The 25,669-nt window shown below is 36.0% G+C and carries 20 protein-coding genes; 17 read left to right on the top strand and 3 right to left on the bottom strand.

Features of this window, described 5'->3' with window-relative positions:
* Nucleotides 1-16: 16 nt before the first annotated feature.
* Nucleotides 17-1,051 carry a thiamine-phosphate kinase gene (thiL, locus tag ACFE0M_RS03160; RefSeq protein ID WP_434544287.1) on the bottom strand — a complete coding sequence of 345 codons (1,035 nt, stop codon included), beginning with the start codon at nucleotides 1,049-1,051 and terminating at the stop codon, nucleotides 17-19.
* Between the two features lie 183 nt (nucleotides 1,052-1,234).
* The gene (gene mce, locus ACFE0M_RS03155) at nucleotides 1,235-1,639 is read right to left on the bottom strand and encodes a methylmalonyl-CoA epimerase (protein WP_434544286.1); all 405 of its coding nucleotides are present in this window, start codon (nucleotides 1,637-1,639) and stop codon (nucleotides 1,235-1,237) included.
* Between the two features lie 132 nt (nucleotides 1,640-1,771).
* On the opposite strand from mce, the gene ACFE0M_RS03150 reads away from it, so the two are divergent.
* The 11 genes from ACFE0M_RS03150 to murI all read left to right on the top strand — a co-directional run bounded on the left by ACFE0M_RS03150 (nucleotide 1,772) and on the right by murI (nucleotide 15,750).
* On the top strand, nucleotides 1,772-2,179 hold the full coding sequence (locus tag ACFE0M_RS03150) for a hypothetical protein (protein ID WP_434544285.1): 408 nt from the start codon (nucleotides 1,772-1,774) through the stop codon (nucleotides 2,177-2,179).
* Between the two features lie 16 nt (nucleotides 2,180-2,195).
* Complete coding sequence (locus tag ACFE0M_RS03145) at nucleotides 2,196-2,522, top strand: HesB/IscA family protein (protein WP_434544284.1); 327 nt, start codon at nucleotides 2,196-2,198, stop codon at nucleotides 2,520-2,522.
* 553 nt (nucleotides 2,523-3,075) lie between these two features.
* Nucleotides 3,076-5,097 carry a cyanophycinase gene (locus tag ACFE0M_RS03140; protein WP_434544283.1) on the top strand — a complete coding sequence of 674 codons (2,022 nt, stop codon included), beginning with the start codon at nucleotides 3,076-3,078 and terminating at the stop codon, nucleotides 5,095-5,097.
* Between the two features lie 239 nt (nucleotides 5,098-5,336).
* A complete protein-coding gene (locus tag ACFE0M_RS03135) occupies nucleotides 5,337-8,312 on the top strand; it encodes a SusC/RagA family TonB-linked outer membrane protein (RefSeq protein ID WP_434544282.1) in 2,976 nt (991 codons plus the stop codon).
* 12 nt (nucleotides 8,313-8,324) lie between these two features.
* Nucleotides 8,325-9,668, top strand: a complete 1,344-nt coding sequence (locus ACFE0M_RS03130) for a RagB/SusD family nutrient uptake outer membrane protein (RefSeq protein WP_434544281.1) — start codon at nucleotides 8,325-8,327, stop codon at nucleotides 9,666-9,668.
* Between the two features lie 33 nt (nucleotides 9,669-9,701).
* Complete coding sequence (locus tag ACFE0M_RS03125) at nucleotides 9,702-10,889, top strand: PKD domain-containing protein (RefSeq protein WP_434544280.1); 1,188 nt, start codon at nucleotides 9,702-9,704, stop codon at nucleotides 10,887-10,889.
* A 12-nt stretch (nucleotides 10,890-10,901) separates the two neighbouring features.
* Complete coding sequence (locus ACFE0M_RS03120) at nucleotides 10,902-12,041, top strand: PKD domain-containing protein (protein ID WP_434544279.1); 1,140 nt, start codon at nucleotides 10,902-10,904, stop codon at nucleotides 12,039-12,041.
* Nucleotides 12,042-12,190: 149 nt separating this feature from the next.
* Nucleotides 12,191-13,030 carry a cyanophycinase gene (locus ACFE0M_RS03115; RefSeq protein ID WP_434544278.1) on the top strand — a complete coding sequence of 280 codons (840 nt, stop codon included), beginning with the start codon at nucleotides 12,191-12,193 and terminating at the stop codon, nucleotides 13,028-13,030.
* Nucleotides 13,027-14,397 (top strand): YfcC family protein, encoded by a 1,371-nt coding sequence (locus ACFE0M_RS03110; RefSeq protein WP_434544277.1) that lies wholly within the window; start codon nucleotides 13,027-13,029, stop codon nucleotides 14,395-14,397. Before ACFE0M_RS03115 ends, ACFE0M_RS03110 begins: the two co-directional genes overlap by 4 nt.
* A gap of 32 nt (nucleotides 14,398-14,429) precedes the next feature.
* On the top strand, nucleotides 14,430-14,885 hold the full coding sequence (locus tag ACFE0M_RS03105; RefSeq protein ID WP_434544276.1) for a hypothetical protein: 456 nt from the start codon (nucleotides 14,430-14,432) through the stop codon (nucleotides 14,883-14,885).
* 52 nt (nucleotides 14,886-14,937) lie between these two features.
* Nucleotides 14,938-15,750: a glutamate racemase gene (gene murI / locus ACFE0M_RS03100; protein ID WP_434544275.1), complete on the top strand. Its 813-nt coding sequence runs from the start codon at nucleotides 14,938-14,940 to the stop codon at nucleotides 15,748-15,750.
* On the opposite strand, the gene ACFE0M_RS03095 is transcribed toward murI, so the two are convergent.
* Nucleotides 15,737-17,713, bottom strand: coding sequence for an ATP-binding protein (locus ACFE0M_RS03095; RefSeq protein WP_434544274.1), 1,977 nt, complete (start codon nucleotides 17,711-17,713; stop codon nucleotides 15,737-15,739). The two genes, murI and ACFE0M_RS03095, sit on opposite strands and share 14 nt — an antisense overlap.
* A 228-nt stretch (nucleotides 17,714-17,941) precedes the next feature.
* Here ACFE0M_RS03095 and ACFE0M_RS03090 point away from each other — a divergent pair, with 228 nt between their 5' ends.
* The 6 genes from ACFE0M_RS03090 to ACFE0M_RS03065 all read left to right on the top strand — a co-directional run bounded on the left by ACFE0M_RS03090 (nucleotide 17,942) and on the right by ACFE0M_RS03065 (nucleotide 25,399).
* Nucleotides 17,942-19,816: an amidophosphoribosyltransferase gene (locus tag ACFE0M_RS03090; RefSeq protein ID WP_434544272.1), complete on the top strand. Its 1,875-nt coding sequence runs from the start codon at nucleotides 17,942-17,944 to the stop codon at nucleotides 19,814-19,816.
* Nucleotides 19,817-20,008: 192 nt separating this feature from the next.
* On the top strand, nucleotides 20,009-21,328 hold the full coding sequence (locus ACFE0M_RS03085; RefSeq protein WP_434544271.1) for a sugar porter family MFS transporter: 1,320 nt from the start codon (nucleotides 20,009-20,011) through the stop codon (nucleotides 21,326-21,328).
* 252 nt (nucleotides 21,329-21,580) lie between these two features.
* The gene (locus ACFE0M_RS03080; RefSeq protein WP_434544270.1) at nucleotides 21,581-22,504 is read left to right on the top strand and encodes an isoaspartyl peptidase/L-asparaginase family protein; all 924 of its coding nucleotides are present in this window, start codon (nucleotides 21,581-21,583) and stop codon (nucleotides 22,502-22,504) included.
* A 76-nt stretch (nucleotides 22,505-22,580) separates the two neighbouring features.
* On the top strand, nucleotides 22,581-23,231 hold the full coding sequence (locus ACFE0M_RS03075; RefSeq protein ID WP_434544269.1) for a TetR family transcriptional regulator C-terminal domain-containing protein: 651 nt from the start codon (nucleotides 22,581-22,583) through the stop codon (nucleotides 23,229-23,231).
* Between the two features lie 2 nt (nucleotides 23,232-23,233).
* Nucleotides 23,234-24,574 (top strand): ABC1 kinase family protein, encoded by a 1,341-nt coding sequence (locus tag ACFE0M_RS03070; RefSeq protein WP_434544268.1) that lies wholly within the window; start codon nucleotides 23,234-23,236, stop codon nucleotides 24,572-24,574.
* A 132-nt stretch (nucleotides 24,575-24,706) separates the two neighbouring features.
* Nucleotides 24,707-25,399 (top strand): hypothetical protein, encoded by a 693-nt coding sequence (locus tag ACFE0M_RS03065; RefSeq protein WP_434544267.1) that lies wholly within the window; start codon nucleotides 24,707-24,709, stop codon nucleotides 25,397-25,399.
* Nucleotides 25,400-25,669: the final 270 nt, after the last annotated feature.

Here is a 25,669-nt window from a genome sequence, read left to right as displayed (position 1 = left end):
TTGCTCTGGTTATATATCAACCAAAATGATCCCAGCCCTGAGCCTTTAAAGGAATAGGGTTGCCTTTGGTAGTAACCAAATTCAAGCCACTTGATTTTTCATTGATGTATCCTATGAAATGAATATCAGGATGTTTTTTTACTTTTTCGAAATCATCTTGTGAGATGGTAAATAGCAATTCATAATCCTCGCCCCCGTTCAGTATGGCCGTATTGGGATCTAATTTGAACTCAATGGCAGTTTCCTGCATATTGGTTGCATAAGGCAATTTATCCTCATGAATATTAATACCGACATCCGAATGTTTGGCAATATGGTGCAATTCAGAGGCCAGTCCATCAGAAATATCAATCATGGATGTAGGCACTATTTTTAAATCCAAAAGCTCGTGAACCAAGTCCATTCTAGCTTCGGGCTTTAATTGTCTTCCCACTATATATTGATATTTATCCAATTGAGGTTGCATATCAGGATTTTCTAAAAATACCTGCTTCTCCCTTTCCAAAACTTGCAATCCCATATAAGCAGCGCCCAAATCACCGGTTACACAAACAATGTTATTCACTTTTGCCCCTGAACGATAGGCGATTTTATCTTTATCAACTCGGCCAATTGCCGTAACGGAAATCATGAGACCTGATGGAGAAGCCGTTGTATCGCCACCTACTAAATCCACTTTATAGGCATCACAAGCGGCTTTAACTCCTTCATAAAATGCATCTACCGCTTCCAGTGAAAATCTATTGCTTAAAGCCAAGCTAACCGTTATCTGTTCGGCTATCCCATTCATGGCGGCAATATCGGAAACATTTACAGCCACCGCCTTGAAACCCAAATGGTGTAATGGGAAATAAGAAAGGTCAAAATGAACGCCTTCCAGTAACATATCCGTTGAAACTAACTGAAAATAATCACCGGCATCAATCACCGCGGCATCGTCTCCAATGGCATAATGAGTAGAATTATTTTGTTTGCTGAACTTTTCTGCGATTTTATCGATTAATCCAAATTCACCAAGTTTATTAATTTCTGTTCTATTTTGATTGCTCATTTTAAATATTTTGAGTTTCTAAATTGAATTCTTTACTTTTGTATTATGCGAACGAAACTATTTAAGACATTCATTTTCTTGCTGTTAGGGGCATTTATTTTTTCCGCCTGTCAGAAGAGTTCTTTTCAAACCAGAAAAGGAAAGAAAAAGCTGAAGTATTATAATTCCATTCAGCACCAATAATCAATTTTTGATTTCTTGGCATAGTTCTATTAATACGCCATTAGTGCTTTTTGGATGTAAAAAGCAGACCAACTTATTATCAGCCCCTTTTTTAGGGGATTTATTGATTAGTTGAAAGCCTTCTGTTTCCAATCTTTTCATTTCTGATTCTATATTTTCCACTTCGTATGCTATATGATGGATGCCCTCGCCTTTTTTCTCAATAAATTTTGCAATGGCGCTATCCTCTGATTCCGCTTCCAGCAATTCGATTTTAGTTTCTCCCATCTGGAAAAAAGAGGTAGCAACTCCTTCACTTTCCACTTTTTCAAGTTTATAAGGTTGTTTATTGAATAACTTACTGAAAAGTGAATTAGCACTTTCCATATTTTTTACTGCAATACCGATATGTTCTACTTTCAACATGCTTTTGAATTTTCCGAAACTAAATGACTAACTTTGCATTTGAGAATGCAAAAATGCAGAAACTTTTCCATGGATAAAAAAGTTGGGATACTCAAAATCATTATTTAAATTTCAAAAAGGAAATAATAAAGGATGGAAACATCAGCAGATATACATGTAGAAAGTGCCAAAGTCCAGAAAGAAATCAAAAACTATCTGGGCTTAAATAGCAGTGAGTTGGTTTTTGAGTTTGGCTCTCAAGATGGAAAGGTCAAATTGGATTTAATTACTATCAATCCAAGGCACAATCAATCTTTTTTATTTCATTCGGAATCAGGCTACGACAAATTGGAAGCCTTGAAAAAAATGATGGATTATGTCAAAAACTATCGGGACAGGGAAAGTTCTTATACCATTCAGTGGATGACAAAAGATGACAAGCAATTGCATACCTCCTATTTTAGGGCAAGCAATATTTTGGATAGTTTAGACAAACTTTACTACGGAAGAGATCGTAATACCATTACCGTTTTTAGTGTAGTGTTAAATCCGGTATCATAAATAAATATTTACAGTCATGATTATTGTAACAGATAAAGCAAAAGACAGATTAGGGAAATTGAAAATTGAAGAGGGACACAGTGATGCTAGCAATGTTCGTGTGTCCGTGAAAGGTGGAGGATGTTCTGGTTTAATGTACGATTTAAGCTTTGACGATCAGATCAAAGATGGAGATGAAGTTTTTGAAGATAAAGGCGTAAAATTACTAGTTGATAAAAAAAGTATGCTATACCTATTGGGAACTACTTTGGATTTCTCGGATGGATTAAATGGAAATGGATTTCAATTCATCAATCCTAATGCTAGTAGAACCTGTGGTTGTGGAGAAAGTTTTTCTATATAGGATTAGATTCAGGTCAAATTTAAGGTTTAAATTTTTATTGGATTAAAACCAATATGTTGTAAAGTAGGATAATCGGTCAGACGATTTTATCACTTCGAATAAGAATTGAAGTTTTATAGTCAGAGCATCAAAAAAGATATAGAGAAAAACCGTCAGACCGAAAAGGGAAGATAACCTGCGGTTTGAGGGTTAAAACCGTCTAATCGCTAAATAATGGAGTTAAAAAAATCTTACAGTGAAATCAAAATGGCAGAGTGCCACCAACCATAGATATAGACTCCCCTAGTCGGTGGCACACCGATCGGAATCTGAGTTTAATCTAATTAAACTCTTTAAGGTCAGATTATTTAAACCAACCCTTGATATTTGCAAATGTCAAGGGTTTTTTATTTATTTGATGAAATGATTTCTAAAAATCAATCATATCACATAAGCTTCAACACTCTTGAAGCCCCTTGCAAAAGCCTAAATTTACTAGGTTTGCAACCTATCTTTGATTGTTAGTTATGGGGTATTTGCCCATTAAACTTTACTAACAATTAATTCAATACCCATGATATTTACTTCTAATTTTAGAATTCTTCTTGCTTTATTTATATGTCTAAGCCCTTTAGCTTTACACGCCCAAGGCAATTTAATGCTTGTGGGTGGTGGAGGAGAATCTGATGGTGGCTGGAGTGACACGCCTTACCAATGGATGGTAGATAATGCAGAGAATAAGAAAATAGGCATTATAAGTTATTCAGATGCTGATAATTGGTTGCCAGATTATTTTGTCAGCTTAGGTGCTACTGAAGCTACCAATATTAAAATTGACTCAAGGGAATTAGCGGACCAAACCAATATATTAGACAGCCTTAATCAATATGATGCTTTATTTTTTAAAGGTGGAGATCAAAGTAGGTATTACGAATATTATAGGAATACTGCTGTACAAACTGCAATAGAAGAAATTTATAATAGAGGAGGAGTGATAGGCGGAACTAGTGCTGGTATGGCAATTCTTTCAGGAGTTATGTTTACTGCTGCTGAAGGATCAGCCTATCCTTATGATGCGCTAAGTGATATTAATAGCCAGTATATGACCTTGGAAAATGACTTCCTTTCATTTTATCCCGATTATATTTTTGATACTCATTTTATAGAAAGAGGAAGGACTTCAAGGCTGATTGGTTTCTTGGCAAATTGGTATAATAAACAAGAAGAACTCATAAAAGGAATTGGGATAGATGATAGAACTGCTCTTTGTATAAATGAGAGTGGAATTGGAACGGTTTATGGAACGGGAGCAGCTTCCATTTACCATCCACAAGATTTTCAAATTCAGGATGGAAAAATCATCCATAGCAATGTAAATGCAATTCAGATAACCCATACCCAATCTTACAACCTAAACAATGGAGAAACTTCCGAAAGGGATTTAGCCAACCAAAGTGAACCTAACTTGAATTTACCTTACTATCAGGTTTATGCTACTTCCGAAGCAGTATTGAGCCGAAACAAGGGTATGTTGGAAGAAGTGATTTCTAAGAATTTATTCAATGGAAATATACTTTTAATAAGCAACTCCACTAATAGTAAAATATCATCTTATACCGCATTTTTAGAGGAGAATTCCTCTTCGGAGGTAGTATTTTTAGATATTTCAGCCACAGAAGATCAAGAACAACAGATTGCATTGCGTAACAATATTCGTAAAACTAGCTTATTGCTATTTTTGGAACCTCATAATTTAAATGATTACTTAAATTCGGGCCCAACAGGAGAATTATTGAAATCGCACATGACTAGAAATAAGATTACCAATGTGTTTTTGGGAGATGTTGCCAATCAATTAGGGGCAAGTTATGCTGATAATATATACCAAGACCCATTTAATGCCTATTACAATGATTTAGAATTTAGCAAGGGCTTAGCTTTACTAAATGATTTTAGTATTATCACTGAAGCCTATGGTCTTGATGATAAAGATTACTATGAGAATATTTCTTCTGCCGTTGTGGACAGAATACTAAATGAAGACTTGAAATATGGGGTTTTCTTAACTGGGAACACATATTTCTCCTACACTATAAATGAAGCTGATCAAGCACTCATAAAAATGGATGGTGATTTATCTTCGGTTTTGATTGAAAATTCATCAACACGTTTTGCCCAAACTGATCAAACTGTATCAGGCAGTATAAGTAGGTTGCAATATGCCTTCGATAGTTTAAGTTATAGAATAACAAAGGGGACTGAATATGAAATTGGTGAGGTCACTCCTCAAGAACAGAAGGATTATGAATTTGAGGAGGCAGAAGAGATTCTGTCCACTATTGAATTAAGAGACTTGGGTGTTAGCTTATTGCAAAACCCGATTAACGATAAACTAAAATTAAATAAGCAGTCAACCCAGGATTTTAATCTTCAAATTTTATCAGTTGATGGGAAGCCTCTTTTTGAAAGGGTATTGAAAAATAACGGTTTCAACGAATTTAATGTGGGTTATTTACCCGAATCACGATACATTCTTATTGTGGAAGATGTTTTGAGCCATAAAAAATATTTGCTGAATATCGTAAAAACCAATTAATATAATTGCGTTTTACATATCATTTATTTAATATTGAGATAATAACATGAAATTCATAAAAACATACAGGTCAAGCAAGCCCATCCCGGTGCAAGCGCGCAAATCATTAACCTTAATGAATTTGCAGCCTATATTTGATTGTTAGTTCACTTCCATTTTATTGCTTCCTTAATTTTATTAAGGCTTTTCTAAATTAACCTTTTAGGTTATTTCTTATATCATTATTTAATGTTTTTCTTATGAGAACTTTTACTAAAGCACTCGTAGTTTTTCTGGCTACGTGTACGTTTGTATTTAATATTAATGCGCAATCAATTCTTGTAAAAGGTACTGTAACATCCGATGAAGATGATTTACCGCTACCTGGTGTAAATGTCATGATAAAAGGCAGCGGAACTGGCACCACCACAAATGTAGAGGGTAGCTATCAGCTTGAAGTAGATAAAAATGCCACTTTGATTTTCTCTTTTATTGGCATGAAAACCCAAGAAGTAGCGGTAAATGGAAGGAGTACCATTGATATTGTGTTGGGTTCGGATGTTTCTCAACTATCTGAAGTCGTGGTGGTGGGCTATGGATCAGTTGATAGAAAACTGTTAACAGGATCTGTTGCGCAAACAGAATCAAAAGAGCTTTCCAATACTGTTAACCCAGATTTAAGTTCTGCCTTACAAGGGAAGGTTGCAGGTGTTCAGATCAATCAGAATTCTGGAACACCGGGCGCTGCACTCTCCATTCAAGTGCGAGGCCAAAATAGTATATCGGGTGGGACCCAACCACTTTATGTTGTGGACGGTGTACCTATTTCATCTGGTAATTTTGGACAAATAGGATATGAAGGACAGGGCATCAGTGCAATATCTGATTTGAACCCAAATGATATTGAATCGATTTCTGTTTTAAAGGATGCTTCCGCCTCTGCAATTTACGGTGCTAGGGGCGCAAATGGAGTAGTGTTAATTACCACTAAATCAGGTGAAAGTGGTAAAACCAAATTCAATTTGGAATCATATTATGGCACGCAAGAGATTTATAAAAGATTGGACCTATTGGATGCCGGACAATTCAAGCGATATGTAAATGATATTACTGCTGATGAAGGTGCAGCCCCTCCTTATTCAGAAGAACAATTGAATGATAATTCAATTAATACGGATTGGCAGGATGCGGTTTTAAGAACTGCTCCCATCCAAAATCACCAAATAAGTGCATCAGGGGGTGATGACAAAACCAAATTCTATGCTTCTGCATCTTTGTTTGATCAGGAAGGTATTGTTATAGGGACTGATTACAGAAGATATAGCGGTAGATTAAATTTGGACCATAAGGTAAATGATAAATTGAATATTGATACCAAGCTTAATATAAGCTTTTCAGAAAATAATAGGGTTCCAGGAGATCAAACTATCAATGGGGTTTTGCCTAATGCTATTTCCAAGCCCCCTGTTCATCCTATTTATGATGAAAATAATAATTATGTGGAGCAAGGTTTCTGGGACAATCCGGTTGCCAATGGAACAGAAACAGATAATGTAGCGGAATCATTTAGAACCCTTTTCAACATTGGATGGGATTATAGGATCACCGATAATCTGAAATTTAGAAATCAGTGGGGGGTTGATTATTCCCATTTAATGGAAAGAAGATATGAGCCCACTACCACAAGAAGAGGTGCACAAAGTGGTGGAATTGGAATCAATGCTAATTCAAGAGTCACTAAACTCATTCAAAACTCTACGCTTGAGTATAATAAATATATAAACGATCAACATGATATCACAGCCTTAGTAGGCTCAAGTTTTGAATTAATTAATGATCGATTTGATTTTATGCGCGCCAATAATTTCCCATCCAACGATTTAAGATATCTCTCTTCAGCAGGAAATATTGAAACAGCAGATGCTAGTGGAAGTGAATATGCCATTAATTCCTATTTCGGCCGATTTATGTATGCCTTTGAGGATAAATATATCCTAACCCTAAACCTAAGGGCGGATGGAAGTTCAAATATTGCGCATGCCAATCGCTATCAATTACTACCTGGTGTTTCTCTGGGCTGGAGAATGATAGAAGAAGGTTTTATGCAAACTCAAAGCATTTTCAGTGACTTTAAGTTGAGATTAGGTTACGGAAAATTAGGCAATGATAAAATTGGGAGAGGAAGATTCTTGGCATTGTATGGTTCAGGAAATAATTACAATGGCAATCCGGGAATCATACCTTCTCAAATTCCTAATCCTAACTTGAAATGGGAAGTAACTACTAATTATAATGCTGGTCTTGACATGGCTTTCCTAGGTGGAAAAATTAATTTCACTACTGATGCTTATTATAACATTACCACCGATCTCTTGCAGTTCCGTCCTTTACCAGGCTCTTCTGGATATGGGGGATATGATGAAAACATAGGGGAAATGGAAAACAAAGGTTTGGAATTTGCAATGAATGCAAACCTTGTTTCAAATGATGATTTTCAATGGTCGCTGAATGGAAACCTGTCTCTCAATAGAAATAAAATTCTTTCACTTTATAACGGACAGCCCATCACCAATATAGGAAGGGGAAATAATGCCATAATTGAAGGTCAGCCATTAGGGGTTTTTTATATGTTTAAATCATTGGGGGTCGATCCGTCAACAGGAGAATTGGTAATGGAAGATGTTAACAGTGATGGAAATATTACCGATGCAGATCGACAAATAGTAGGTGATCCAAACCCTGATTTTATCGGAGGTATTAGTACGAACTTGAATTACAAAAATTTCGATTTATCTGTTGTAAGTCAATTTAGCTACGGTAATGATATATTTAACGGTACTCGTCAGTACACAGAAAATATGACATTGGGAAGCAATGATAATCAAACCACTAGAATAATGAGAAGGTGGAGAGCCCCGGGTGATATCACCAATGTACCTAAAATAAATGGCAGATTTAATAACGAGATTACTTCTCATTACATTGAAGATGGCTCCTTTTTTAGATTAAGAAATATCACATTGGGATACAACCTTCCAATAGATCTAATTTCAAAATATAAGCTGACCAAAGTTAGGGTATATGCAAGCGCTCAGAATTTATTGACGCTGACATCTTACTCAGGTATGGACCCTGATGTTAATTACTCTGGGTCTGATGCAACTCGTAAAGGCACGGACTTTTTCACATTCCCAGTTCCAAGAATGTACACTGCAGGTATAAATATTTCATTTTAAAATTATATGAAGATGAAAAACTTAAAGAACATAATTATATACGCATTCATCATATCACTCTTTTCATGTGAGATTCTAGATGTAGAACCACCATACGACCGAGTTTTGGCAGAAAACGCCATATCTGATAAAAGAGGGTTGGATGCCGCCATAAACGGGGTATATGACGGAATGCAGAGTGGAGCCATAGTACTGGATTATTTGGTGATGTCCGATTTAGCTGCAGATAATTTAGAAGCAGTGGGCTCAAAAATTGATTATATCACAATTAATGATAACGATCCATTTAGTACCAATATTTATGTGGAAGCTGTATGGAATGCACATTATGATGTAATCAACAGAGCCAATAATATTTTGGATAATATTGGTAATGTAGAGGGTATTTCAGATGCTGAAGTCAATAGGGCAGAAGCTGAAATGCGGACTATCCGAGCTATTTGCTATTTTAATTTGGTCCGAATGTTTGGCGGGGTTCCGCTAAGAGAGTCGGCTATATCTGGTGCTTCGGAAGAAGATGTTTTTATAGGAAGGGCATCTGAGTTGGATACTTATCTATTCATACAAAATGACTTAGAAATATCTGAGGACTTATTGGAAGGAGCTGGAAGAGGTAATAGTGTTAGAATTGATGAACCTACCGTAAAAGCGCTTCTGGCAAGACTTCACCTTTACCAAGAAAATTGGACTGAAGCCGAGACTTATGCAAAAAGTGTCATCAATGATTTCGGCTATGAGCTAGTCGAAGATTATGCTTCCATTTTTGATGAGGCCAATAGCAGTAATGAAATTATATTTCAGATCGATTTCTTAAATGATGATGATGTCAATACCATTGCGAGATGGCTTTTGGCCTCTGGAAGATATGAAGCAGCCGCTACTGAAGAGGTTTACAATCTTTATGATAATCAAGATTTGAGAGCCTCAGTCTCTGTAGGAGATGCAGCTGGTGATTTTTTCTGCAATAAATACGCTGGGTTACAAAATGATGTCGATAACCTCATTGTAAGCCGATTATCAGAAATGTATTTAATTGCTTCTGAAGCCATTAATGAGCAAGCATATGATGCAAATTCCGAAGCATTTGATTTTTTAAACGAAGTCAGGGATAGGGCAGGCTTAGATGAAATCACCAATCTTGTAGCAACTAACCAAGAATCATTAAGAGATGCCATCGCCTTGGAAAGAAGAAAGGAATTGGCATTTGAAGGTCATAGATGGCATGATTTGGTTAGAACCAATCAAGCTCAAGCTGTTTTGGAAATCAGTAATCCCAATAAACTTTTATTCCCTATTCCCCAATCTGAAATAGATACCAATAAACATCCTGACATGGTTCAGAATGAAGATTACTAAATCAATTTTTAAAAATCCTTAAACTAAATAATTATGAAAAATTTATTGAACTATTCGAAATTATGGGCCTTGTTCTTAGGGCTAAGTATTTTGTTTTTCACAGCTTGTGATGATGGCGATGAAGAAGATCCAACGCCTGAACCAACCGCAAGCTTTACTTTTAGTCCCGATGCCCCGGAAGTAGGACAAGAGATTTCTTTCACAAGTACTTCAGAAAATGCAAATTCATTCAGCTGGTCATTTGGTGATGGAGGTACAGCTACTGGTGAAAATACGGTTCATACTTATGAGTCGGCTGGTGAATTTACGGTCACCTTGGTGGCTTCTGGCGAGGGGGGAAATGTAACCGTGGAGGAAACCGTGACAGTTGCAGAACCTGAACCACAAGCTGATCCTGTTGAGGTCTATTTTGCAGACAATACGGGAGATGTGTTCACTATGCAAAAAATTTCAGGTTTAGGATTGGAAACTACTGTTGAAACTGCTTTTGAGACTACAGGTTATACCATTCAAGTTTTTTACGATGAGAATAATGGTAAAATTTACTATAGTGATGATGATAACGGGCAGGTAGTAAGAGTGAATCCTGATGGAAGTGAGCAAGAAATTGTGGCAGAAGATATTGCTGGGCCAAGAGGTTTAGCGGTTAATGATGATGCTACTCAATTATTTGTGGCAGATAGAGGGGCTGATGAGATTTTATCATTTGACCTATCAACTGGAGAAAAAACAGTTTTATATGATTCAACTGATTTAGCCAATGCAATAGCCGATGCAGAATTTCAACCTGTTGCTTTTCTACCTGAAGGTTTAACATTCCATAATGGAGAATTATTCTTCACCTGCGTTGATTTTGATGCTGAAACATTATGGAAAGCTTCTGCCGATGGTTCAAGTGTGGAAAGATTATTGGATTATGGAGATGCAGGTTTTGGATATTCTGTTATTGTAGATACCGAAAACGATGTTTTGATTTTTGATGATGCAGATACTAATAATTTGCTTTCTTCTGCCTTTGACGGATCTGATATTAGTGAAGTAGTAGCTACAGATGATTACACTTATGGAATTGGAATTGATTATGTCACTTCTAAAATTTATTGGTCAACCAGAGATGGTAGTGTGAAAAGAGCGAACAGAGATGGTTCGGAAGTGGAGACTTTAGTTTCGGCAGATGAGGTAAGAACCAATAGAGGCTTAGTGGTAGTATCCACTAATTAAAAATTAATTTCTATGCGATATATTTTAATAATTCTTTTTACTGTTTTGCTGGGGGCTTGTGCATCCATAGATGATGAGTTTCCGGTGCCCCCTGCAAGCACAGTTTCAAAATTCTCATTAGAGGTTTTGGATGAAGACGAAAGATCTGTTCAGTTTAATAATGAATCTATTGTTCCTGAAAATGCAGGTTCAGCAACTTATACTTGGTCATTTGGCGATGGCACTAATTCTTCGGAAGAATCACCCACTCATACGTATGAGGAATTTGGTGAGTATGAAGTAAAATTAGTGGTATTGACATCTGCAAGTGGCGAGATTAAGGAATCTTCACAAGAGTTAGCCTTACTTCAAGCTGTTGATATTGACTTTACGCTCTTTTACATGGATACTGATATGCTTCAATTAATTGGCGTAGGTCAGCAGAATGTGAATGCTGGTGTTAACGGATTTGGAAATGGATTGGCCATTGACAGAGCAGGAGGGAAACTTTATTATGCTGATGATGATAATCTAACCTTAAATAGTATAAACCTGAACGGAAGTAATCCTGAAGTGCTTTTTGATGGCTTAACTGGAATTGGCAGTGTTACCGTAGATTCAGAATCAGGAAAAGTTTACTGGACAAATCGGACTGATGGGGTGGTGCAAAGAGGAAATCTCGATGGATCAGGCAGTGTGGAGACTGTGATTGAAGGCTTAGATTTACCTGAAGGCATTGCTGTCCATAATGGTAAGATTTATGTTTCTGATGTAAATGTTCCTCCTGTGGGTGAAAATATTTACGTGGCTAATACCAATGGTTCAGGCTTAGAAGTTTTCGTAGCCGGTAGTTGGGGCTATGGAATGGCTGTAGATCCCGTCAATGAAAGGCTATATTTCGGAGACCAAGCAGTTTATGATGATCCAGAAGATAACAGGATTAAAAGTGTCAATTTGAATGACAATTCTGATATAGTAACTGTTGCTACAATAGAACCAATCGGTGCAAATGGTAGCAGAACTTATGGAATTGGTATTAATACTGCTGAGAATAAAATTTACTGGACGGATCGTTCTGCAGGTAGAATTAAATCAGCCAATTTAGATGGTTCAGGTGTGGAAACAGTGTTAGTAGCAGAAGGATCTCCTCGTGGGATTGCTTTGAGTTTTTAATTCTGTATTTAGGTTATGAGTCGGAGGGTAGTGTCTCCGGCTTATTTTTTTTCTGCACAGTTTGACCTTGCTTTGTTTCTGTTTAGTATTTTTAAATTTATTACTTTTACTCACTAAGACTATTTATTTTAAAGTAAATCTCCTTATAAATGAAACGGTTGCTGTTTATCATTATCACCTTTTTCAGTATCTCTTGTCAGACTGGACAACAAAATGAAATAGCTGTTGAAGAATCCCCTAAAGGAGGGTTGTTCATCATTGGTGGAGGTTCTCGCCCTTCTGAAATGATCGACCAACTGATCAAATTATCAGATTTGAAAAATGGTTACGGCTATGTGCTTCCAATGGCTTCTGCTGATGATTCAGCCTATTATTATGCCAATAAACAGTTTTCGGAAAAAGGTTTATCGGATTTAAAAGACTACACAAAAGGAGGAACTCAACTCTTGGATTCCATTGAAAATGCAGCTCTGATTTACATGGCTGGGGGAGATCAAAGACGGCTCATGGAAGTTTTGAGTGCGCAAGAGCGTAAGGCCATTTACAATGCTTATGAGAAGGGAGCTGTCATTGCAGGAACAAGTGCGGGTGCAGCGGTAATGAGCAAGAAAATGATCACGGGAGATGAAAAGAAACATCCCGAATATCATCCCACTTTCCGAACCATAGAAAAAGACAATATTATTTTTGATGAAGGTTTAGGTTTGCTTCCTGATAACATCATTATTGACCAGCATTTTATTTATAGAAGTCGCTATAATAGGCTTTTAACAGCAGTTTTGGAAAACCCAGAACATATAGGGTTTGGAATTGATGAATCAACTGCTTTATATATACATAATGATTCCGCTACTGTGATTGGTGAATGGCAAGTCGTCAGTTTTCGAAATAAAAATCAAGAATCAAAAAGTCAAAACGGTTTATTAGGTGCTAAAAATATTGAATTAAACATTTACCTTCCCAATGAAAAATTCAAACTTCCGCAATGATTAAGAAGCTTCCAGATACGCTCGTTATTATCTTTTTCATTTTAATAGTTTTCACTTTACTTACTTGGATAATTCCGGCTGGCAATTATGAAAGGGTTGTAGTCAACGGCAGGGAAGTAATCGATCCAGATACTTTTTCCTACTCAGAACAAAACCCACAAGGTTTATTTGATTTATTAAAAGCACCCATAGAAGGTTTCCAGTCTGCCGCTCAAATTATTGCTTTCATACTTTTAGTTGGTGGCGCTTTTGCCATCATTAATAAAACAGGAGCTATAGATGCCGCCCTTCAATACGTAGTGCAATACAGCCTGAAGTATCCAACAAGTAAAAAATGGATACTGCCCATTATCATCACTTTATTTTCTTTATCGGGCGCTACATTTGGGATGAGTGAGGAGGTTTTAGTATTCGTTTTGATTACCATTCCGTTAGCCAGGGCATTAAACTATGATGTATTGGTAGGCGTTGCTATTCCTTTTTTGGGTGCAGGAGCAGGCTTTGCCGGTGCTTTTGCCAATCCATTTACGATTGGAGTGGCACAAGGTATAGCTGAATTGGCACCATTTAGTGGGATGGAGTACCGATTAGTGGTTTGGTTGATCTTTACGCTAGCAGTGAATGTTTTCATTCTTCGGTATTGCTATTTATTAGACAAAGGAAAGCGAAAGCATTATTTGACCAATATTAAATTCACAACACCATCGGAAAAGGCGGATTTTAATGGAAGACAAAAACTGATTCTTATGGCATTTGCACTTGCACTTCTAATGCTGATATATGGCGTAAATAGTTGGGGCTGGTATATCAATGAGATTGCCGCACTTTTTGTTGGCTTGGGTATTCTAGCTGCGTTTATTGGCAAACTAGGTATGCAAAAAACGATAGATGCAATCATGGAAGGAGCCAGAGATTTAATGCCAGCGGCACTGGTAGTAGCCCTTTCAAAAGGGATTTTGATTTTGGCAACTGATGGAAATATTATTGATACCATATTGCATAGTTTAGCTTCCTTGTCGGAAGGAATTCCAGATTATGCTTCTATTCAAGTCATGTTTTTTGTTCAAAGCGCATTGAACTTCTTTCTACCTTCTGGTAGCGGACAAGCAGCACTCACAATGCCCATTATGGCTCCATTGAGCGATATTTTAGGAATTGGCAGGCAAACAGCTGTTTTGGCTTTTCAGTTTGGGGACGGTATTTCGAATTTGATTATTCCTACTTCAGGCGTAACCATGGGAGTACTTTCCATCGCTAAAATCCCTTATGAAAAATGGCTGAAATGGGCCCTTCCCATCATAATAATTTTTTCAATATTGGCAATGCTATTGCTTTTGCCTCCTATTTTATTTTTTAATTGGGCATGAATTAAATAGTTTAGAGCAAATAAATAGATAAAATGCCACAAACTAAATTCAATTCAAGCTATCAGGGAACACGAACAAAGCGCTTGGAAAAGCAAATTAAAAGATTTCAAATCTTAATAGATAGTTTGGCCCAAAAATCAATTCCAGAAACAGTAGAAAATTCAATTAATGAGGAAATTGAAAAAGTCAATCAGTCGGAAACCAAAGCTTTATTGACTGCTCAATTAGCAAAATCTTATAAAGAAATATTAAAGATTGCAGAAAAAGATTTGGGTTTGCTAGCTAAAAACCATTATACTTTCAAATGGATGGCTATCGGAATGGCAGTTTTTGGAATTCCATTTGGAGCCATATTTGGTATGGCATTGGATAATATGGCTTTCATGGGATCAGGGATAGGCGTAGGTCTAGCTATTGGTGTGGCCATTGGTGCTCAAAAGGATAAGGAGATCAAATCAGCTGGCAGGCAATTAAATGTGGATATGTAGAATTTTACTCCTGATTCTCTAAAATATATCAACATCTTTCCATCTTTGCATTATGATTAAAGATAATTCGGCTCCCATAGGTATTTTTGATTCTGGCATTGGCGGACTTACAGTGGCACATAAGGTAAAGGAAATCATGCCTGATGAAAGCATGGTTTATTTTGGTGATATAGCCCATTTGCCTTATGGCGATAAATCTGCGGCCGCTATTCAGGCTTACAGCATTAAGGTAACGGATGTTTTGTTGCAACAAGGATGTAAATTAATATTGATAGCCTGTAATTCAGCCTCTTCCGCTGCTTTTGAATTGGTAAGGGAATATGTGGGTTCCAAGGCTAAAGTATTTAATGTGATTGATCCTGTGGTTGAACATGTAGCAAAGAATTACAATAATCAAAAAGTGGGATTAATCGGTACTAAACAAACGGTAAATTCCAATGCTTATGAATCCAAATTAAAGCAGCTTAATCCGCATATTGAACTAAAAAGTTTGGCTACTCCGCTATTAGTACCCATGATAGAAGAAGGTTTTTTTGAAAACAGAATCAGTCATGACATTATTGAAGCCTACCTTCATCATGAAGATTTAATGGGTATTGAAGCTTTAATTTTAGGCTGTACACATTATCCTTTAATCAAAAATGAAATTGATCAATTTTACAATGGAAAAGTAGATATATTAGATTCTGCTAGCATAGTAGTCAAAAGATTAGAGCAGTTTTTGAAAGAGAATGATTTGCTTTCAGCAAAAAAAGAAAGGAAGGATAGGTTCTTGGTTTCTGATATTACGGCATCCTTTGAGGCTTCTGCCAAGATTTTCTTTCATGAGGAAGTGCATTTGGAGAAATTTCCTATTTGGGATTGACCGGGATTTTCAAGGTAAATTGTGAACCTTCGTTTACGGTAGATTTCACAGAAATTTCACCAGCCAAAAATGACACAGCCCTATGCGCAAGAAATAAGCCTAATCCAGAGCCTTGCGTCTTATTACTGATTTTAAAATAAGGCTTAAATAAATCTTCAAAATATTTTTCAGGAATACCATCACCATTATCTTTCACATGGATATAAAAATAATAATTTCCCACATCAGTAAATATTTCTATTTCATTTCGCTCTTCATTTTGGTAGAGTAAAGCATTTTCAATGATATTATCGATCGCTATCCTCAGAAGTGATTTGTTTGCATGAACAGATGTGGCATTTTCGTTAATATTGATATCGATGTTTGTGTTATGCTGTTCAATTTCCATCGACATGTCCTCAATACATTCATTTAGCAGCTCTTCAATTTCAACTTTTTCAATTTCATGAGAGTTATTGAGTTCATAAGCCATCTGCAGTTTAAATAGCATTTTGTCCATACTCATGGCTGTAGCATGTACTTTGCCAAATAGCTCTTTCATGTGTTTAGGATCCTCATTAATTTGCGCAATGTTATTCAAACCTAAAAGTGTTCGAATCGGTCTTCTTATATCATGAGAGGCCCTGTATAAGTAAGTATCTAATTCTTTATTAATTTCAAGCAATCGAGCGGTTCTTTCAGAGACCTTCGCCTCCAGCATCTCATTTAACCTGTCGATTTTCCTGTTTTTATTTCTTAGGGTGAACGCATACCAAAGGACTACTAGTAAAGTGAAAGCGATAATTACTAAAAGGGCTGTTCTTAATTTTAGATGGGAGGCTTGAAGCTGATTTGTATTTTGGAGTAACTCTAATTTACTAATTTCCTGTTCCATCAAATGTCTTTCATGCAGACTAGCCACATCATTGCTCATGTTAATGGAGTCCCTTATTTTATCCTGAACTATGTATTCTCTCAAATATTGATTGGCTTTTGCAGTATCTCCTGTTATTTCCGCCACTTTAGCTCCCACTTTCAAATATTCTGCCTTTGATTTTGGATTTGTAATAGGATATTGATTAGCAATATCCTGCATTATTTCAAATTTTTTAACTACCGAATCTTGCTTTTCCATATTAAGATAAATCCAGCATAAATAAATTAAAGCATTCATACCGCTATTGTAAACACCTGCACTTATGCTAGTTTCAAAATCTTTTTCCAAAAGAGGTATGGCTTGCTCATAATCCCCTTTTTCATAATAAATAGTAGCTTTGTTTCCATTGTTTAGTGCTAAACGAACAGAATCATTCAAAGCAGTTGATAATTCTACTGCACGCTCAATGTTTTCCAATGCATCTTCAAATTGGTGAATCCTTCTGAATGCAATGCCTTTTATTTCATATAACCCCAATAGATTAAAAGAATCTGATTGATTGTAAATATTTACCTTCTCAATGGTTTCTAGGCCTTTATTGGCATATTCAATGCTAATCTCATTATTCCATCCATTCATGTTAATTCTCCCGATTCTATTGTAAACCCCTGCAAGAAAAGAGTGTGCATTAAGTTTCTCAAGTATAGTGGAGCTTTTTAAATAACATTCCAATGATTCAACGAGCCTTTTTTCTCTGTAATAAAATTGTCCCAGTTTAAAATACAGGAAGGCTTGAAATTCATCTGTGGACTTAGTTAATGGAATTAACTTTGAAATGAGTTTAATACCCCATTCGTTTTGTTGATTGCTTTCTACAAGAGCAATTAGTTCCAGATGATTTGTGAATTTTGAAAAAGAGGTGATTTTCTGATTTTGGATTTTATTAATTTCCTTTGTTAAGAAATCTTCGCTAAGTCCTATTGAATTTTCTTTCTTAATTTCATACTGATAATATTGAAATAAAGAATCAATAGAAATGTCCTGAGAAATCCCTTCAGTTACAATTAAAAAAATCAAGAGCAATTTTACTAAAACAGTCTTTATCACTTTTTTGCTTGGTTTTGTCTTGCTTTGAGGCTGATCGCATCAAAAAGTAAAACTCAAAAATAGGATTATTTTTAAACTTAACCTTTAGCAATTAAGTAATTTCATCCTAATAAAACCATACTTCTATCGAATATCTTACTTGGATTATTTTTAGTTTCGGTCTTAATCAAAGAAAAAGATTGAACATCAATTATAATAAACTTAACTTTGCACTTTAAGTAAAAAATCATGAGCGATATCATCAAACACGAATGCGGAATTGCCCTTATCCGCTTAAGAAAACCTCTCCAATATTTCATTGATAAATACGGCCCGCTTTATGCCATGAACAAGCTCTATTTGTTGATGGAAAAGCAACATAATCGTGGGCAGGATGGCGCAGGTGTTGGAAATGTAAAGCTTAATGTGGAGCCAGGCCATCGATATATCAGCAGGTATCGTTCCGTTGATAATCAACCCATTACCCATATTTTCAAGAAAATCTCAAAGAAATATAAAAAGGCTAAAAAAGAAGGAGGCAAGTGGTTTAATCAAGAAAAGTGGTTAAAAGAAAATTGTGCTTTTACCGGAGAAGTATGGTTAGGGCATTTAAGATATGGTACGCACGGGCAAAATGCTATTGAAAATTGCCATCCAATGTTACGTCAAAATAACTGGAAAAACAGAAGTTTGATGGTAGCGGGAAATTTCAATATGACCAATGTTGAGGAACTTTTTGATATATTAACAGGCTTGGGCCAGCATCCTAAAGAGAAAGTCGATACCGTTACGGTGATGGAAAAAATAGGCCATTTCTTAGATGAGGAAAACCAAAGAATTTTTGAAGAGCATAAAGATGAATATACCAATGCTGAAATAACTCAAATAATTGAGGAAAAACTGGATTTATTGCAAGTGTTGCAACGTGCATGCCGTGATTTTGATGGAGGCTATGCAATGGCAGGCATAACAGGTGCTGGCCACTCATTTGTAGCGCGAGATCCTTCTGGCATTAGACCAGCTCATTTTTATGCTGATGATGAAGTAGTGGTGGTGGCTTCTGAAAAAACGGCCATTAAAACAGCATTTAATGTAAATTACGAAGATATTCAGGAAATCAAGCCTGCACATGCTTTAGTAATTAATACCAAAGGTGACTACAAAATGGAACAATTTATTGAACCTTTGGAAAGAAAATCATGTAGTTTCGAGCGAATTTATTTTTCAAGAGGATCAGATCCGGAAATTTATGCCGAAAGAAAGAAGCTGGGTAAACTTTTAGTGCCTACAATTCTTGAGGCTATTGATTATGACTTAGAAAATACAGTTTTCTCTTACATCCCCAATACGGCAGAAACTTCCTTTTTAGGAATGATGGAAGGAATGGAGCAACATTTGGCAAAAAGACAATTAAAAGAGTTAAGAAGTGCCAGAGAAGATGATCATGCTTTGGAAAAGCTATTGTCATTTCGCCCAAGAGTAGAAAAATTGGTCATTAAGGATGCCAAACTTAGGACATTCATTACAGATGATGCCCATAGAGACGATTTGGTGGCGCACGTTTACGACACCACTTATGAGGTAATCAAAAAGAAAGTGGATACAGTGGTGGTGATTGATGACTCTATTGTGAGAGGCACCACTTTGGAGAAAAGTATTCTAAGAATGTTGGATAGATTGGAGCCAAAGAAAATCATCATCGTTTCATCAGCCCCTCAAATCCGATTCCCGGATTGCTATGGAATCGATATGAGTAAAATGAAGGACTTTATTGCTTTCCGTGCTGTCTTAGCTTTGTTGAAAGAGACCAAACAAGAAAATATTTTAGAGGAGGCATATCAAAAATGTCTGTCAGGAGATAATTCTGAAAACTATGTGAAAATGGTTTTCGAACCTTTTTCCTATGAACAGATTTCTCAAAAAATCGCTGAGTTAGTAAAAGTAGATACCATTGAAGCTGAAGTGGAAGTAATTTATCAAACCGTAGAAAACCTTCATAAAGCAAGTCCAGAGCATTTGGGAGACTGGTACTTTACTGGCGATTTCCCAACTCTAGGAGGAAATAGAGTAGTGAATAAGGCTTTTGTCAATTTCATGGAGGGAAAGGAAGTAAGGGCTTATTAAAGTGTATAAGTGATTAAGTTTTCAAGTGATATGTCTTGATAAACGTTAATTTTACTATTTCCATTCTTGTTTAATAATCAAAGTTCACCAAATCCCCCCATCGGGGGTTAGGGGGCTATATCAACACTTGCCCACTTTCCATTCTCAAAATACTTTCCTATTTTTAGCGGACGTTAATTGATAAAGGAAAGCATGCTTAAAAACTCATACGTATTTTTCATCTCGCTTACGGCTGCCTTGGGCGGCTTTTTATTTGGTTTTGATACTGCCGTAATTTCAGGAGCTGAACAAGCAATACAAGAAATATGGCAACTTTCCGATTGGATGCACGGCTTTTCTATTGCCATTGCACTATACGGAACGGTAATAGGCGCCTTGGCCGCAGGTTATCCTGCCAACCGCTTTGGAAGAAAACCCATGTTGTTATTAATTGGCGTTCTTTATACGGTTTCGGCTTTAGGTTCTGCTTTAGCACCGGATGTAAACGCCTTTATGTTTTTCCGCTTTTTGGGTGGTTTAGGAGTTGGGGCTTCATCAGTGATTGCACCAATGTATATAAGTGAAATTGCTCCTGCCGGTAAAAGAGGCATGTTAGTGGCCTTGTTTCAATTCAATGTGGTATTGGGAATATTGATTGCCTATTTCTCCAATTATTTAATTGCCTTGGCTGATTTGGAAAGTAGCTGGAGATGGATGTTGGGGGTAGAGATCATCCCCGCTTTATTGTATTCATTATTGAGTATTCGCTTGCCTAGAAGCCCGAGATGGTTGATCGCCAACCGAAACGATTATGAAGATGCCAGAATGGTTTTAACCAAGACCGACCCCGAAAATGTTGATCATATCATCAAAAACATTGAAAAGGAGAAAGCTAAAATGGAAAAAAAGGAAGGGTTCTTTGCGCTTTTCAAAAAGCAATATTTCAAATTCACTTTTATGGCGATTTTGATTGCTTTTTTTAATCAGCTTTCCGGAATTAATGCCATTATCTATTTTGCTCCACGAATTTTTGAATCTGCAGGCATCAGTACTGAAAACGGATTGCTTTCCACCATGGGGATTGGATTTATCAATGTCATTGCTACAATGATTGGACTATATTTAATCGATAAAATGGGAAGAAAATTCTTGCTTTATTTGGGCTCGGGAGGATATTTAATTTCTTTAAGTTTAATGGCAATCAGTTTTAGCGGAGATATAATTCCTTCTAACCTCCTTCCATTTTTCGTATTTCTATTTATTGCCGCACATGCAGTGGGCAGTGGCTCTATTATTTGGGCTTTTATAGCAGAAATATTTCCTAATAAGCTTAGGGCTCACGGACAGTCTATTGGTAGTTTCACCCATTGGCTTTTTGCCGCTATCATTGCTAATGTTTTTCCATTTTTCGCCAACACATTTGGTTCATCGGCCATATTCTGGTTTTTTGCCATCATGATGTTTATACAGCTTTTATGGGCTATTTTTGTGATGCCGGAAACAAAAGGACGAGAATTGGAAGATATAAAATAGTGTTAGGGTTCAATAAATAATTTGGCATTAAGTGAAGAAAATACTATTATTGAATGTGGAAAATCTAAAATATATTATTATTTCAAATTCTACTCAAAAAACAATACCTCAATTGGAAGTCAAAAAGTTTGAGTTACAGAATTTACAGCCAATATTTGACTGTTAGTTTACACTTTTCTTCATCCTCAAAAGAGTTTTGGTAACACGACTCTTCTCATCTGAAATAATTCTTAATTACATCAAATTCAAAAAATGAAGAAATTTGTATTGGCCATCCATGGTGGAGCTGGCACTATTCTCAGGAAAAATATGACCACCGAAAAAGAAGATGCCTACCATGAATCCCTTAGAGAAGCTTTAGAGGCCGGAAATGATATATTAAATAAAAAAGGGACTGCAATTGAGGCAGTTTCTGTTGCGGTTAGCACCATGGAAGATAGTCCACTTTTCAATGCGGGAAAAGGTTCGGTTTATTCTAATAGTGGAGAAAACGAAATGGAGGCTTCCATTATGGAAGGAGAGAATTTAAGAGCTGGAGCAATCGCAGGAGTAAAAAATATTAAAAACCCAATACAATTGGCTAAATCCATACTTTTCGATGATGATTTTGTTTATCTTATTGGAAAAGGGGCAGAAGAATATGCGGATAGTAGAAAATTGGAAAAAGTAGCGGATGAATATTTTCACACACAATTTAGGAAAGAACAGTGGTTGGCGGCAAAGGGTCAAGGAAAAGCATTGTTAGATCATGATGCAGATAAAAAATTTGGTACTGTGGGTGCTGTAGCTTTGGATTTAGATGGGAATTTGGCCGCTGCAACTTCCACAGGAGGCCTGACCAATAAAAAATATGGTAGAATAGGGGATAGCTCGGTAATCGGTAGCGGTACTTATGCCAATAATAATACTTGTGCCATTTCTTGCACGGGATATGGGGAATTTTTCTTAAGAGCAATAGTAGCTTACGATGTTTCTTGTTTGATGGAATATAAAGGACTAAGCCTAAAAGAAGCTTGTGATCAGGTAGTGATGAAAAAGCTAGTGGAAATGAAAGGAGAGGGCGGACTTATTGCTCTGGATGCGGCAGGTAATTATGAATTCAGTTTCAATTCCGAAGGAATGTATAGGGGGATTGTGGGATCAGATTTGACATTGAAAACCTACATCTATAAGTAGAATTTAATTTCTTTTTCATTTCCTAAAACCTTTCCTATTATCAGGCTGTTACAACACCATAATTAGAATTTCAATTATGGCAAAAAAGCAAACAGCAAAACCAGTTGATTTAAAAATAAAGGAAGCGTATATCGATTTTGTATTAGAAAATGGAAAAGAACCTGCTTCTATCTACAAATTTGCAAAGGATTTAAAAATGAAGGAAGTTGATTTTTATAATCATTATAATTCCTTCAAAGCTTTGAAAAAACATATATGGGTGGATTTTCTGAATGAAACAATCGAAAATCTACATGCAGAAGAGTCTTTCGTGGAGTATTCATCACGTGAGAAATTATTGGCACTTTATTTTACCTTAATAGAGGTATTAAAGGCCAATAGATCTTACGCCATGATGGATTTACAAAAAATGCGCAAAGGTGATTTGAAGCCAGTCTTTTTGGAAGCTTTCAAAAAACATTTTTACAAATTTGTGGATGAAATTTTGCTCCAAGGAAAGGAAACAGAAGAAATAATTGATCGACCTGTAATCGGAGATCGATATGCGGAAGGATTATGGATTCAAACACTTTTTATCCTTCAGTTTTGGTCGAATGATGACAGTAAGGATTTTGAAAAAACTGATGCGGCAATCGAAAAAGCGGTGAATGTTGCATACGATTTAATGGGGAAAAGCCCTTTAGATTCAATGTTTGATTTTGCCAAATTCATTTTCCAAAACCGATAATCATGAGTGAAAGAAAAGAACAATCCCGGATTCCTATTTCCAAAATTCAACGTGCCAGTAAATTTGTTTCTACAGGTGCAAGAGTAGGGGGAAATTATATAAAACATTATTCCAAGAAAGCTTTCAATCCTAAAATGGATAGATCCCAATTGGATTTGGATAATGCTGAAGATATTTATGAATCTTTGAGTGAACTCAAAGGAAGTGCATTGAAAGTCGCTCAAATGTTAAGCATGGACAGGAATTTATTGCCACCCGCTTATCAGGAGAAATTTACCATGTCTCAATACAGTGCTCCACCATTGTCTTATCCCTTAGTAGTAAAGACCTTTCAGAAAACTTTGGGGAAAAGTCCAGAAGCGATTTTTGATGATTTTACCAAGAATGCAGTGAATGCAGCCTCAATGGGGCAGGTTCATCAAGCAATTAAGGACGGTAAAAAATATGCTGTCAAAATTCAATATCCAGGTGTTGCAGATAGCATCAGTTCCGATTTAAGATTAGTAAGACCATTTGCTACCCGTTTATTTAATATGAGCAATGCCGAATTGGATCATTACATGAGCGAAGTGGAAGGCAAATTAATGGAAGAGGCTGATTATGATCTTGAATTAAGGCGTTCCAAAGAGATTACGGAAGCATTAGCTGGAAAAATTGAAGGGCTGTATTTTCCTAAATACTATGAAGAATATTCTGGAGGTCGTGTGATTACTATGGATTGGTTGGATGGCGTTCATTTGAAAGAATTTTTGGCCACCAATCCATCTCAAGAAACAAAAAATAAAATCGGTCAAGCACTTTGGGATTTTTACAATTTCCAATTCCATGAACTAAAGCAAGTACATGCAGACCCGCATCCCGGCAACTTCATGTTCATGGATGATGGCACCATGGGCATTATTGATTTTGGATGTATCAAGGAAATACCTGATGATTTCTATGAAAATTATTTTGCATTGCTTAAACCAGGGTTTTTGCAAGACAAAACAGAAATTGACAAGCGTTTTAAAGCCTTGGATTTTTTCCATGAAAAGGATACTCCAGCTGAAAGAGAAATATTTAGTGGTGTATTTACTGAAATGATAGGCATGCTAAGCAAACCTTTTCAATATGACGTCTTTAATTTCGGGAACAATGCTTTCTTCGAAGAAATATATGCAATGGGAGAACGAGTTTCCAAAATGAAAGAAGTACGAAACAGCAATGGAGCCAGAGGGTCTAAGCATGGTTTATATGTAAACAGAACTTATTTTGGGCTGTACAATATGTTGAACCAATTGGATGCAGAAGTAAAAATCACTAAGCCAGATTGGTTGAAGGGAAGCACTGAGAAAGTGGCTTAAAAATAGTATTATATTGGTTTTTTAAAATAGCTGTACGGAAGTATGGCTATTTTTTTTTTGATATCCCTTGGTAAGTCAAGCAACCTTTTCTACAGTTCTTTCATCTATTTAGAAACCAACTAAAATTACGTTATGAAAAGAGCATTACTAACCTTTATTATTGCTGTTTTAATTGTTTCAAATGCCATGGCAAATGAAACCTTATTATATTTAAAGAATGATACCTATGAGCTTGAAATTTCACAAGTAGAAAGTATTATAAATTATGAAACCCTTTTGAGTGATGAATTTTCTTTGAAAATGATTGCAACTCCTGAGGAAATTATCAAACTGTTTTTGAATAAGGAAAATATTAAATCTGAAATAAAGCAGGAAAATATTTATAAAATACATTTAACGAGCGAAAAGGAAATAAAACTTATTCAGGAAGAAATTTTAGAACATTTTCTTAATGCGAGCAATCTTCGAATAGAAACTTCCAAAGTAAAGGAAATGAGATATGAACTATCCTATTTCATAGATTTAGAACCGAAAGAAGCTGAAATTTATGCTTCAAATAATTCCTCTGCTATTTTGAATATTGACCTCAAAAAAAGAGTTATTCTATCAGGTTATAGTTTGGAGGATGCTGTTGATAAGCTCAATGATGCTTTAGATGAAGAGGTTTTCAAAGCGGGGCAATCTAATCTTGCAAAATTACCTAGAATTCATTTTGTCAAAAGAAAATTGAACAGTAAACCAATAAAATATCTAAAATTAAAAGGTTTTGTAATTCAAGAGGTGGAAGTGTTGAGCACTCAATATAAAATAGTTGATAATACTTAATCTTTTAGAACAATGATTAGGGAAGGATATAATATTTAGCCTTCCCTAATTTTAGCTTGTTAAGCCTTCTGATTGAGTTAACTGTAGAGATAAAATCTGTTAGATTAAGGTACTAACTTCACTATGTTTAGGTGTTTTCACCTAAACATCTGCTAGTTGGCTAATTTTATCTCACGAAACTTTCAGGTGAAAACACCTGAAAGCGGGGTGAATTTATTTTCTTTTATCTCTACAAAATCAGATATGTTTGTTTAAAATAACAATTATAAC

This window comes from Marivirga sp. (genome assembly GCF_051117495.1).
Taxonomy (GTDB): Bacteria; Bacteroidota; Bacteroidia; order Cytophagales; family Cyclobacteriaceae; genus Marivirga.
The sequence above is the reverse complement of the archived record's forward strand: the minus strand, read 5'-3'. Positions and strand labels throughout refer to the sequence as shown.